General features: G+C 36.9%; 11 protein-coding genes. 4 read left to right on the forward strand and 7 right to left on the reverse strand.

The window, feature by feature from the left end:
* The first annotated feature begins 120 nt into the window (after positions 1-120).
* On the forward strand, positions 121-990 hold the full coding sequence (locus tag AC2TFD_RS16575) for a LysR family transcriptional regulator (RefSeq protein WP_335515372.1): 870 nt from the start codon (positions 121-123) through the stop codon (positions 988-990).
* A 74-nt stretch (positions 991-1,064) separates the two neighbouring features.
* Here the strand turns inward: AC2TFD_RS16575 and AC2TFD_RS16580 are convergent, their stop codons facing one another.
* The 4 genes from AC2TFD_RS16580 to AC2TFD_RS16595 form a co-directional block, all read right to left on the reverse strand.
* Positions 1,065-1,931: an AraC family transcriptional regulator gene (locus AC2TFD_RS16580; protein ID WP_484673590.1), complete on the reverse strand. Its 867-nt coding sequence runs from the start codon at positions 1,929-1,931 to the stop codon at positions 1,065-1,067.
* A gap of 122 nt (positions 1,932-2,053) precedes the next feature.
* Positions 2,054-4,984 (reverse strand): glycoside hydrolase family 2 protein, encoded by a 2,931-nt coding sequence (locus AC2TFD_RS16585; RefSeq protein WP_484673591.1) that lies wholly within the window; start codon positions 4,982-4,984, stop codon positions 2,054-2,056.
* A gap of 370 nt (positions 4,985-5,354) precedes the next feature.
* Complete coding sequence (locus tag AC2TFD_RS16590; protein WP_335515354.1) at positions 5,355-6,419, reverse strand: alpha/beta fold hydrolase; 1,065 nt, start codon at positions 6,417-6,419, stop codon at positions 5,355-5,357.
* Positions 6,420-6,655: 236 nt separating this feature from the next.
* The gene (locus AC2TFD_RS16595) at positions 6,656-7,561 is read right to left on the reverse strand and encodes an alpha/beta hydrolase (RefSeq protein ID WP_335515358.1); all 906 of its coding nucleotides are present in this window, start codon (positions 7,559-7,561) and stop codon (positions 6,656-6,658) included.
* A 241-nt stretch (positions 7,562-7,802) separates the two neighbouring features.
* Here AC2TFD_RS16595 and AC2TFD_RS16600 point away from each other — a divergent pair, with 241 nt between their 5' ends.
* Positions 7,803-8,174, forward strand: coding sequence for a VOC family protein (locus AC2TFD_RS16600; RefSeq protein ID WP_335515361.1), 372 nt, complete (start codon positions 7,803-7,805; stop codon positions 8,172-8,174).
* 86 nt (positions 8,175-8,260) lie between these two features.
* Here AC2TFD_RS16600 and AC2TFD_RS16605 read toward each other — a convergent pair whose 3' ends face one another.
* Positions 8,261-8,488 (reverse strand): YdbC family protein, encoded by a 228-nt coding sequence (locus AC2TFD_RS16605; RefSeq protein ID WP_335515364.1) that lies wholly within the window; start codon positions 8,486-8,488, stop codon positions 8,261-8,263.
* Positions 8,489-8,664: 176 nt separating this feature from the next.
* Between AC2TFD_RS16605 and AC2TFD_RS16610 the strand changes: the two genes are divergently transcribed.
* Positions 8,665-8,988 carry a BC1872 family protein gene (locus AC2TFD_RS16610; RefSeq protein ID WP_335515367.1) on the forward strand — a complete coding sequence of 108 codons (324 nt, stop codon included), beginning with the start codon at positions 8,665-8,667 and terminating at the stop codon, positions 8,986-8,988.
* A 63-nt stretch (positions 8,989-9,051) separates the two neighbouring features.
* On the opposite strand, the gene rarD is transcribed toward AC2TFD_RS16610, so the two are convergent.
* Positions 9,052-9,981, reverse strand: coding sequence for an EamA family transporter RarD (gene rarD, locus AC2TFD_RS16615; protein WP_484673592.1), 930 nt, complete (start codon positions 9,979-9,981; stop codon positions 9,052-9,054).
* Positions 9,982-10,297: 316 nt separating this feature from the next.
* Here rarD and AC2TFD_RS16620 point away from each other — a divergent pair, with 316 nt between their 5' ends.
* A complete protein-coding gene (locus AC2TFD_RS16620; RefSeq protein ID WP_484673593.1) occupies positions 10,298-11,710 on the forward strand; it encodes a vWA domain-containing protein in 1,413 nt (470 codons plus the stop codon).
* A gap of 129 nt (positions 11,711-11,839) precedes the next feature.
* Here the strand turns inward: AC2TFD_RS16620 and AC2TFD_RS16625 are convergent, their stop codons facing one another.
* Entirely contained in the window at positions 11,840-12,601 is a 762-nt protein-coding gene (locus AC2TFD_RS16625; protein ID WP_335520661.1) for a TerC family protein, read from the reverse strand.
* Positions 12,602-12,608: the final 7 nt, after the last annotated feature.

Here is a 12,608-nt window from a genome sequence, read left to right on the forward strand (position 1 = left end):
TTATTAGTAGATAGATTATCTATCTTTTTTGATATCTTGTAAAATCATTAATAATGATGATTTACCATCATTATTTGTGATATCATATAGTTAAGAAATTATTCAGAGGGGCGATGAATGGTGGAATTTAAAGACCTGGAGATTTTTCAATTGGTCGCAGAGAAAGGGACGATTACTGCAGCTGCAGATGAATTGAATTACGTGCAATCAAATATTACATCTAGAATTCGCAGGTTAGAAGCTGAAATGAATACGCCACTGTTTAATCGCCATCGACGAGGGATGAGTTTAACACCTGAGGGAAAAAAACTATTAACCTATAGTAAAAAAATATTATTATTAACGGAAGAAATGAAAAATGCCGTTCAAACGAATAAAGAACCGTCTGGGAAATTAGAAATTGGTACAATTGAAACCGTTATTCATTTACCAAAAATATTGTCTAGCTATATTAAAAAATATAAAGATGTCGATTTATCGGTATTTACGGGAGTTACAGAAACATTAGTGGAAGATGTATTAAATCATAAACTGGACGGTGCATTCATTTCAGAAATGGAAGTACATCCCGACCTTGTGTCCCATGAAGTGTTTCAAGAGGAACTGGTTTTAATCTCTGATACGCATGTTTCCAATTTAGAAGAAGTAAAAGAAGAACCTATTTTATGTTTTAGCAAAGGGTGCGGATATCGAGCACGTTTAGCAGAATGGTATAAAGATCAAAACATTACTCCAAAAAAAATCATGGAATTCGGAACATTAGAAACCATCTTGCGGAGTACTGCTATGGGACTTGGCGTTGCCTTCGTTCCAAAGTCAGAAGTTAAACAATTAGAAAATGAAGGACTCATTCAATTTCACAAGGTTCCAGAAAAATATAGTAAGATAAAAACTGTTTTTATAAGAAGGGCCGATACGTACTTAAGTCCAACGATCGAAAAATTTATTGAAACCATCGAGTCTAGTAAACAGAGTAATCTTTTTAAATAAAAACAAAACAAGCAGTATCCATTAATCAATGGGTACTGCTTGTTAATTGTAAGGCTATTTATCCTAGTATCCTATCACAGCTTTTTCCTGTATGCACTGGGAGATTCTCCAAGATTTTTTTTGAAGAATCGGCTGAAATGGGCTTCACTCTCGAAGCCGCATTGGTTGCATAACTCTTTTATCGTTTCGTTTGGATACATTTTTAATAAATGAAGGGATTGGGTTAATCGATACTGCATTACGTACTCCATAATCGTGTATCCTGTCTGTTCTTTGAATAAGTGAACCAGATAGGATTTACTAATATTGAGTTCCTTTGCAATGTGATCAAGATGAAATTTTTGATTATAATGGTCCTGAACATAGGTTGCGATTTGTTGAACATATTCATTTTGCTCATCCAAAAGGTTCTCCGTTTCCGTCATTTTATAATCTATTAATTTTTGAATCGTCAATAATAATTCAACTAGAATGATTTTTAATTCCGTTTCCTCTTCTAATGGATTCGGAAGTTTTAACAAATCTTCCATCTTAATGACCAACTCTAAAAGAACACTTAACAACAAACCATTATTTGTTCGATACAGAGTGTAATGTTTCTTTCGAAATGGATCTAAAAGATACTCACTGTTAAGAAATTTCACTAATGGTTCAATCCACTCCGGAGAGAATTGAACAATACTCCACTCATACCGCCATTTATCTCCTATTATGGAAGGTTTATGTAATTTACTTCCGTCCATTACAATGATATCGCCTGGCAAAAGGTCATAGATCTTATTGTCAATTAAATACTTACAATTTCCATTATGAAAAATAAAAACTTCATAATAAAAATGGGTATGGAAGTCAAGTTTCTGAGAAACCCCTTTTTGGTGTGCGATGGAGAATACTTTATATTTACGAGGATTAGAGGTTTGAATTTTACGATTACTTTCCAAAAAAACACCCTCTTTTTCTCTAAATATCATCCAGAAAGAAATTATTATTTACTAGATGAACTACTAACCATTATACACAAAGAAAGATGAAGGAAAAATTATATCCTTCATCTTCTCGAAAATTATACAGTTTTTCTTTCTTTTACAAAGACAACATACATATTGCTGTTGTTTTCATTTGTTTCATCCTGATTTCCGCCAAGAGTTAGGGTAGTACCAGCCTTAACTGATTTTTCATAAACGGTGTGAAGTATATCATGTACGATAATTTTTTTATTTGTTTCGAGATATTCATCAAGCAGCCATTCAGGCCGGCTAAGACGATCATCGTGTGCAATAAACACATCTGCGTCCTTCGCTACTGTTAAGTGCATTAGGTCTAATGCTTTATAGTTTGTTTCATTGTTGGCAACTTGGATATAGTCACTGCCAAGTAACTGCTCCAAGAGGAACTGAAACTCATATTCCCTATCATTGTATATCCTGTCCCCAATATTGACATTTGTTTTGACACCGCCAATTTCTTCAATTCCAGAATAGGAAAAGTCGGTAATCAACTGGGAACCTTCCTCATCACTTTCAAAAGATACCTTGTTTTCTTCTGGACCATTACCAAGCGGCGGCTCTTGTCCAAGCACAAATTCAGGCAATAAAGGAAACTCCGTTGATAAACCATTCTGAGATGGAACTGGGATGGATGCAATTTTTAACGCAGCTGTTTTCAACCCGTCAATGACACCAGTTACGTGTATGGTTCCAGGAGTAAGTGTTGAGCGAACAGCCACTCGATTAATCCCTGCTTCGATGTCCAAATAGGTATGATTGGTTGTTCCTTCTTTCCCGCTATTATAGCCACCTCTCCAAATCGCTTCCCCTTCAAGTGTAAAATCAATCCGGCCTTCATAGGTTGGAACACGATTTCCTTCAGCATCCACCACTTCGGCATCAATTAAAAAAACATCTGCCCCATCGGCCTTAAGTCCACCAGGACCGGTTATCTCTGAAAGCTTAACTGCCACAGGTTCACCACTGGTTTTCTTTTCATCTGTTGCAACGACCACATTATTTTTATCATAGGCAACTGCTTTAATGGTTCCTGTCTCCCACCCTATATTTTCAAAGGTGAACAAATAGTTATCACTTTTCGAACCAAAGCCTTGTGATTTACCATTCACAATCAGTTTAACCTGCTCGGCATTGGACATGATGTAAATGTTTTTTACTGTTCCTTTTGGATAGTTCCAGTGACCGATGATGTATACTTGTGGGTCTTCCCGATAAATGGCTTTTGTTGTAAAATACGCTTCTTTCGGCAGCATCACACCATCAACCTGTCCACTTACTCTGGACACTTCTGAATAGACACGCCCATGACTGGTTGAATCGGAAAAAATCCAGTTCGCTCCACCACAATGGGCAGGATGACTAATCTTCAGAAAGTGCTTTGCTTGATTTTTGGCAAATTCTTCTGAAGTGAGATTATAAGCAGACCCAGGTGCCGTTTGATAATTTTCATAGCCTGGGGTATGTCTGTCCCAAACGCGCCTTGCAGCTTCTTCCCGATTGTATTCTCCCTCGACGACGGGCTTGCCTTTACTCTTTAATTCCCAACTTCCTTCCGTACCAATGGAGAGATCAATATATTTAGCCATATCCAAGTTTGACCGTCTATGGGCGTAGGCGCGCATTCCCTTTGGATCCCAAGTCTCGGCAATATTTTTTAAGGTCACAGCTTCCTGATCCGGAACACTTTGATTTCCGCCTTCCCATACTAGAATGGAAGGATGATTACGGAAATAAATAATCATATCACGGAAGGCTTCTGCACGAATCTTATACGCTGCATCACTGTAGACTCCTCCAACTGTGCTTCCTTCACCATCCACACCAGGCTGAATTGTAACCAAGCCGTATCGATCTGCAAGTTCAACATCAACCGGTGCACCAGCTGAGTGACCCCAGCGAATGAAGTTTCCTCCTGCATCTTTCATTAATTTAAACATAAAGCCATGCATCCAATTCGGATAGGCAGTCCCGAGTCCAGCCCATTCATTCGTTGGCCTTTGACCCCAGCCTTTTAGCTTCACATTCTGTCCGTTGATAAAAAATCCTTGATCACTGGTAAATTCAAATGTTCGAATTCCTAGCGGGGTATCATAGGTGTCCACTAATTTTCCCTCTGTATAAAGCTTTGTTTTGACTGTATACACATAAGGGTATTGCGGAGACCATCGGTGTGGGTGTTCCAATAGATCGGTTGCACCGAAGATAACTTTGTCACCTGGCTCAATCGTTTGCGTATTTTTCAATTTAAGTACGATTGTCCCATCCTGTTCGATTACTTCTGAAACACAATCAACCTTTTTGGATGTTTGGTGCTCATTGGCCACTTCCACCTTAACGGTAACGACAGCACGATCTTCAGTAATGTTTGAAGTATATACATACGTTCCTTGAGTGTTTAAAAAACTATATAAAGGCAGTGTGATGTGCAGCTTATCTTTAATATGAAGAAACACATTTCGCCAGATACCGCCATGTGTGGGATGCCAGTGGGAGTCATGCCAGCTTAGGACATCATCAGTGCCATCCGCTTTATATGGAAATGTATTATCAACCATCACGGATAGCACGTTTTCCTGATCTGAACCGAAGTTTATTAAAGGGGTCAAATCATACCCAAATGGAATAAACCCATTCTCACTTTTCCCATCTAGTTTCTTTCCATTAAGAAAAACTTCAGCGGCTTGACGAATACCTTCAAATTCGATAAAAATCTTCTTATCTTTGTACTTATCTTCTAATATAAAGTACTTCCGGTACCACGTTTTGCCTGTGAACATGCTCCGTTCGCCATTATGTCCACCTTCCATATAATTATCAAAAGTATCAGTCTCATTATAAGTGTGCGGAAGACTTACAGTGGTCCAGTTTGTATCATCAAATTTTAGATTTTTTGCTTCTTCTACATTTTCTTTAATAAACTTCCATTCAGTATTAAAGTTTAATTTATTAATGTTGTTAAATTGATTTTCAATTTTTTCGGTTAACATTGTTTGCCCCTCAACTATTTTTTGAGTCAATTCTGAGCAGCCTCCTTTTTTAAAACCATATACATTAATGAATAAAAGTCACATTAATGCCTATTATTTTCACTTCAATCTTTCACAATTGTCCCTGATTTTATCAACTGTTAGGACAAATGTTACATTCATTTTAATCCACCAAAGAAAAGAAAGCGTTAGCTCAAATAATTGAAATACGCCAAAAACTTGACTGAGATAACTATTTTGGATTAGTAGAAAAAATACGTACAACTCTAGAATGTAAATAAAAATGAGAACATCACAAAAGACCCCATATAAAAAGACACACACAAAAGATGGAAAAAATCCACATTTGCGTGTGTTTGCATTGTTCGAACTATTTTATTTTAGTTGACCGTTCTGCCAGCCACGGTTCAATGGCAAATGCAAACTGACCGGTTAAACACAGCGATACATGCCCCGCTTCCACTTGCTGATAGGTTTTATCGTCACTTGAAATAAGATCCATAACAGGAAGGGTTTGTGATTCTAATACTAATTCATCCCTTTTAGATGAAATAACCAGTGTACTGCATGTAATGGCAGATAAGTCTACCTTATGACCGCCAATCTTCATTTCACCTTTGACCAGTTTGTTGTTTTTATATAATTCATTGAACATTTGCTTAAATGCTGCACCTGAAAATGTAACGGCGTCTTTCATCCATTTGTCCATTCTCCGCCATTTCTCTACATATCTGATATCATGTGCACGAGTAACCAGGTTTATCGTTGGACCGATATTATAGCCTTGCAGTGCCATAAAAACAGCGTATAAAAACTCGGAAGGGATGACTTCGTATGCATCTGCCAACCTGTCAAAATTAAGTGTACCGTCTTGGATGGCTTTTACCCATTTATTAGGAACAATGACATCGCTGTAGTCAATCGGAACTGCAGCCAGTACTAGATTTTTGATTGGCAGATCCGTCATTGAGGTTAAAATAGCAGATAGTGTTCCTCCTATACAATACCCTGCTAAAGATATTTCTTTTACACCTGAATGCCTTAGTGCCCTTTTTATCGCAACTTCTAAATAATCGAAAATATAGTTATCTAAAGTAAGATCCTTATCTTCTAACCCTGGTGAACCCCAGTCCAGCAAATAAACATCGTACCCTTTTTTAGTAAGGTTTCCAATGACACTGCCTTCCTCAGAGATATCTAGGATATAGGCTTTATTTAATAGGGAATAAACCATGAACAAAGGAGTATGATACTTCTTAATTTGTGCTGGATGGTACCACAAAACAGATTTATTTTTTTTCCATACTGCTTTTCTAGGTGTAGACTCAATTTCAGGCTTTGGTTCACTAAAAACTTTATAGATCGTGTTCCACCGCTGTTGCTCGGTTTCAAGATTGAGTATAGGGATATTTACGAGTGATTTAACCGCTATCATATATTCCACCTTCACCCTTTATTTTGCTGTCAGATCTGGTTCTTTTTTAACTTTCTGCAGATAATATTTTTGTGCTCTTCAACGCATGATTTTAAGTTATCTTTTCGCCACCTCTCAAATGAATGAATAATCATTCATTTCCTATTACTTGTATTTTACATTGAAAAATAGCAGCTTACAATAGGACAAATTGAAGATTCAGAAAACAAACACAAAAAGTTTAATGTAGTTTTTGACTAATTTACTTTGAATATTTTCCTAATGAATTGACCGATTTCCCTCGTAGCTTTTTTTGCTTCAGGTAATCGATTACTAATTTGCCAAACATGCCACATTCCATCCCAAACTTTGAAATGGACATCTACCCCTGCTTGACGAGCTTTATCTGCTAACAATTGGGCATCACTTAACAAAATTTCAATACTTCCAGCTTGAATAAACATTGGTGGACATCCACAAAGATCAGCAAATATTGGAGAAATGAAGCAATTGTCAAGAGACTCATCAGCCGCATAAAGCTGAGCAGTTTTCTGAACAAGATCGCACCTCAAATACGGATCTTTTTCGCTGTTTTTCCTGTAGCTATCACCGGAGCTTGTTAAGTCTACCCAAGGGGAGAGACATACTAGCGCCGCTGGAAGTGGTTCATATTGATCTCGTAACACAAGTGTTGCTGCCACCGTTAGGCCTCCTCCTGCAGAATCACCCGCAAATATGATATTGGAGGATGAATAACCCTGATTTAGAAGCCATCGATAAATGGTGATAGTATCTTCTATAGCAGCAGGAAATGGGTGCTCAGGTGCAAGTCGGTATTCAGGAAGAAGGACTTTTACACCAGCTTCAATCATAATTCTTGCAGCCAAGGAGCGATGGGTATCTGCGGAACAATAACTATATCCTCCACCATGCAAATAAAGAATTACTTTACCTTCCTTGGTCTGATTGTTTGAAATCCATTCAGCGTAAATCCCATTAATTTTAATTGGATCAACGTTACTGTTTTTTGGTAGTTTGGAGAATTTCCGAGCAAAAGTATCAATAATTTTTCTGCTTTCATTAATATCCTTTTCTTCCAAATTGAGTTTTTTTGCACCCACATTAATACCTTTTTTTATAAAATAACTAGAAACACTAGGCAAAACAGTTCTCCCCTTTTTTACAAGACTAGCTAGGAATAACGATAACTATTTCTCTTACACCTAATTTTACCAAAAAACTTTTTTAGACGAATAGGTACTTATGACAATTTATTAAAAGAAGAACCTTTGTGCTTTACGAATTTTCTATTTGTGAATAAGAACTTCATATTCATTTGTTGTTTTTCGTATTTTACTAATTTATACTCAATTATGTAAAGTTTTCCATTAAAGGAGGAAAAAAATGAAACTCGGCGCATTTTCTGTAAGTTTAACCGTTAAAGACATACATAAATCAAAAGAATTTTACGAGAACTTAGGGTTTTCATCCTTAGGAGGAGATATTTCTCAAAATTGGCTCATTATGAAGAATGACGATACCATTATTGGACTTTTCCAAGGAATGTTTGATAAAAATATTCTTACGTTTAATCCTGGCTGGAATCAAAATGCTGAAAATCTTGAGTCGTTTACAGACATACGAGATCTTCAAAAAGAGCTAAAAGCAAAAGGGATGAAATTGCTGACTGAAGCAGATGAAACTAGCGAAGGACCGGCACATTTTACACTTGAAGATCCAGATGGGAACCAAATTCTCTTCGATCAACATCGATGATAAAGAAAAATTGAAAACCAAGGACAACTACAACTTTATAATCAAAATGACTTCTCCCCGAAGATTTGGAGAAGTCATTTTGTTGTCTACTCTAATTTCAATCCATTCATTAAATCCCTCAACTGTATTAACTCCTCCTGTGAAAGGGTAATCCCCTTCCCCATTTTCTCATGATTTTGATCCCAATCCCGCAAATCGTATTTCGGCTCGCGATCATTCCAACTGATTAGATTCAGTTCCTTATTCCATCCTTTTGCACCTTCTGAAATGACTCCTATTGTTTCTATAATTTCATATTTTAAGCTTGCTATCATAATCACTCCTTACTTCCTTAGTCTTCATCAACTTATTCTTCCCAATGTTTAAGACGGAAATAAATTTTCTAAAAAGACAGAAAAATATTTAAAAAAGTGTGGTCGTTTTAAATACTGTGTTATATAATAACTAATAATAAAACAACTGTTATATAACATTTAAGGGGGACTAGGGTATGAACAAAACAGATTCAATTGCACGGAGAATACTTGGTTGGAAATTAAATCGTTGGGATCGCTGGTTTGACTATGAAAAAGGAATTTTCATTCACGATTCTGAGTTTCAGCCGGAGCATAACCTTGAACATGCAATGAAGATTGTAATACGATTAGAGGAGTTCGGATTTACCTTTTCAACATCTGGGGAATCTGAAGTTAGCTTTAATAATATTCGCGCGAAGGGTGATACGTTAGCACAAGCAATCACAAATGCAGCCTATTCCATTATTGAACAGAATTCCGAAACCAATTCTACTAGATACTGGAGCACTTTATGCTAAGTTTTGTTTTTGAAATAAGTAGGAGAATTCTAAAAAAAAAAGGTGACATTATTGTCACCTTTTTTATGCACTCTTTGCATGTATCGTTACTGTTGATTCTTTTCGTTTTTTTATCATCTGACGGATATTGGAGATGCTAAAGATTACTAATGCAAGCCAGATGCAAGAAAAGGAAACGGCATGGTCTTTTGTAAAAGACTCTCCGTAAATTAAAACTCCAAGAAGTAAACTAATAGTTGGGGAAATATATTGTAAGAAACCCACTAAGTAGAGTGGAATCTTTTGTGCCCCAATACCAAACCATATGAGTGGCAAGGCAGTAGCAATACCAGATCCTATTAAAAATAAATCATTCTTAAGATTTCCGGTTGCAAAGCTATGTTCACCATTTATTCCTAAATACGCTAAAAACATTAAGGCAAACGGTACAATAAATAGTGTTTCCAGCAGCATACCTAATATGGAATCTACTTTTAATAGTTTTTTTGACAGGCCATAAAAACCAAAGGATAAGGCTAATAATAGCGCGATCCATGGAAAAGTCCCAAGCGACAGCGTCATATAGACCACACCAATTCCCGCAACTACAAATGATACTGCCTGCCATACATTCATCTTTTCACCTAATACAAAAACCCCTAATAATACAGCTATTAGCGGATTAATAAAGTAGCCTAAACTTGCTTCCACAATGTGATTCGTATTCACAGCAAAGATATAAACAAACCAGTTAATACTAATTAATAGTGAAGCCAGCAATAGTCCAAGCCATGTTTTTTTCAGTCTCATCTGAACTTGAAAGAAATTTTTTAATCGTTTTCTCTTCAAAAGCACTACGATGAGTAAAACGAAAATGAACGACCAAATGACTCGATGGGCTAAAATTTCTAGTGCAGGAACTCCCCCTAAAAATTTCCAATATATAGGTAAGACTCCCCATAATACATATGCGCCTGCAGTAAAGTACATACCTTTTATAGATTCACGTTCCATATTATTCACCAGTTTCTGTTTAATCGTAGTTGATAAGAACTTTTCTAAAAAACATTAGTAATTATATCATACTATTTTTTTTATAGTTGGATTCCTGCTTAAAATTCAATGAGTTGAGAACACTCTCTTATTCACTGACTCCGCATCTCTAGTGATTTGACCGCTATATTCGAATAGCTCAGTCTAAAATAAATCCGTACTGCTATAAATGAACTATGACCGATGACTCATCAGCAGGAATTATCTTCATGTTAAACTTATAAGAATGTTTATTACCAACAATTACATCATTTTTACCAATAAGAGGAGGATTCGTGTGAAACGACATATATTTTTATTATTGCTGCTTATCTCGTTAGTTCTTTCGGCATGTAATAGTGAAAAAGAAAATGTAACCACCAACCTTACCGCGAAGGAAGCAGTAGAAAAACAAGAAAAGCAGGATAGCGTTTTAGAAGAATTGGAGAAAATAAATTTAGAAGTATCCGAGGAGGAGCTGGGCAACATACCTCCTGGTAAACTGATGGACGATTTCTCATACGAGGAGGATGTGGTAGAAATCGGCAATACTATTCCTCAACTGGATCACGATTTAGAAAACCAATTACCAGCACAACTAGAACTATTGATAAATGAAACGGATGATTTGGATACGATTAAAAAAGGATTGGTTGCCCTGCTTGCCAGTCCCCACTATAAGGAAATCATTCAAAATAGCAATGCCTATCAACCACAGTTTGAAGAACCATATCTTCCGGATCCCACTAGGTCTGAGGGCGGCAAGGAGATCACAGCTGCCAATAAAGCAATAATCTTACTAGATGCTAGCTCTAGCATGCTGCTTCAAGCAGATGGCAAATTAAAAATGGACATTGCCAAGGATGCTGTAAAAAGCTTTGCCCAAACAATTGGACAATCAAACGAGGTTTCACTTGTAGTTTATGGTCACAAGGGTTCGGAATCGGATAAAGATAAATTTGAATCTTGCTCTGCCATTGAAGAGATTTATCCAATGGGTAACTATTCAAAACAAAATTTCCATGCCGCCGTTGATTCCTTTGAAAGTAAGGGCTGGACACCGCTCGCAGGTGCCATTCAAAAGGCGGCAGATATGAGTAGTAGTTATTTGGAAGGAACTACGATTTACATAGTCAGTGACGGAGCCGAAACCTGTGACGGAGATCCTATCCAAGCAAGCAAAGATTTAGTTGCGAAGAACAGTAACAATACGGTCAACATTATCGGCTTTGATGTTGATGGCAAAACAGAAAATCAATTAAAAGCTGTTGCCGAAGCAGGAAACGGCGAGTACTTTAAAGCCGACAGTTCTGAAGAATTGAAAAATACCATTCAATATGAGTGGCTTCCCTCCACACTTGATCTTGCTTGGGCTTTCACCATGGCACCCGATGCTTGGGAGATGTTGGATGAGTATAAAATTGGAGAACATTATCCAAAACAGTTATGGACAATTGGCAGACGCGAGTCACATCGTTTACGAGATGCCATAACTATAATGGGCGAGAAAAATTTAATTACCGATGACCAGCAATCCGAACTTAGAGATTGGGCTATGGAACGTAGTGAAGCCATGAGAGAAGTTTATACTGCGATGGCCAAGAAGAATCGTGAAAAAGCCGAAGCAAAAAGCAAGGAAATTCGTCAGAGGGTGGATGAATGGGTCGAAAAGATGAAAGCGTTGAAACAAGAGCGCGGTGATATATGGTAGATTGTTGTTATTAATAGTAAAAGCAGTGTGATTGGAGGAATCACACTGCTTTTATCGTTGTTTATATGATCTTCTCTTATACAAACTGCTTAAATAAATCTGCTTTAGATAATAAAAGACACTCTTATATTAATGAGTATACTTTTCTGCTTTCGATTTGCGAATATAATGGATAATAAATGTAACGACAAATGACAAAACCAAGAATCCGATAAAGATTTCATTCGGGATATGAATATCTACCAGTGTTAATCCCATTTTAATCGCAATAAAGGTAATTAAAATATAGGCGGTTGTTTCAAGCTCAGGTACTCTGTCCATTAATAAGATAAAGAATGTCGCCACACCCCGCATAAGAAGAATACCAATCATACCACCAAGTAAAATGACCCATACTTCCTCCGACACAGCAAGTGCAGTCAGAATACTGTCGACCGAAAAGGCTAAATCCATTAACTCTACACTGATTACAGTTGCCCAAAAGACACCAAATATTTTCACTAACCAGCCTTTTGGTTGAACTTGTTCTTCCTCTTCACCTGTCTCCTTGTGGCTTAGCTTGTCTTTAAAGAATTTAACGGCAAGCCACAACAAGTAAAGGGCTCCAATTAATTTAATCCACCAAAGTTTAATTAAAAAAGTTCCTAATCCGATAAAGATAAAACGGAAAATATAAGCTCCCCATAAACCATAAACCAAAGCTTTCTTTTGCTGCGCTTTAGGTAATGGCTTTACAAAAGCAGATAACACTAATGCATTATCTGCAGATAAAATACATTCTAGCACGGCTAATGAAAGTATTAACCCCCATGCTTTTGGCGATGATAAAACCTCTGCCCACATATGCCAATCAAACATGGAAGCATAGGTTGATAAAATTCCTTCCCACATTTTACAT

It is taken from the genome of Neobacillus sp. plas4, assembly GCF_057221695.1.

Coding starts and splice junctions, on each gene's coding strand:
- AC2TFD_RS16625 (WP_335520661.1), bottom strand. CDS start 12,601: ATGTGGGAAGGAATTTTATCAACCTATGCTTCCATGTTTGATTGGCAT.
- AC2TFD_RS16590 (WP_335515354.1), bottom strand. CDS start 6,419: ATGATAGCGGTTAAATCACTCGTAAATATCCCTATACTCAATCTTGAA.
- AC2TFD_RS16600 (WP_335515361.1), top strand. CDS start 7,803: ATGAAACTCGGCGCATTTTCTGTAAGTTTAACCGTTAAAGACATACAT.
- rarD (WP_484673592.1), bottom strand. CDS start 9,981: ATGGAACGTGAATCTATAAAAGGTATGTACTTTACTGCAGGCGCATAT.
- AC2TFD_RS16610 (WP_335515367.1), top strand. CDS start 8,665: ATGAACAAAACAGATTCAATTGCACGGAGAATACTTGGTTGGAAATTA.
- AC2TFD_RS16585 (WP_484673591.1), bottom strand. CDS start 4,984: ATGTTAACCGAAAAAATTGAAAATCAATTTAACAACATTAATAAATTA.
- AC2TFD_RS16605 (WP_335515364.1), bottom strand. CDS start 8,488: ATGATAGCAAGCTTAAAATATGAAATTATAGAAACAATAGGAGTCATT.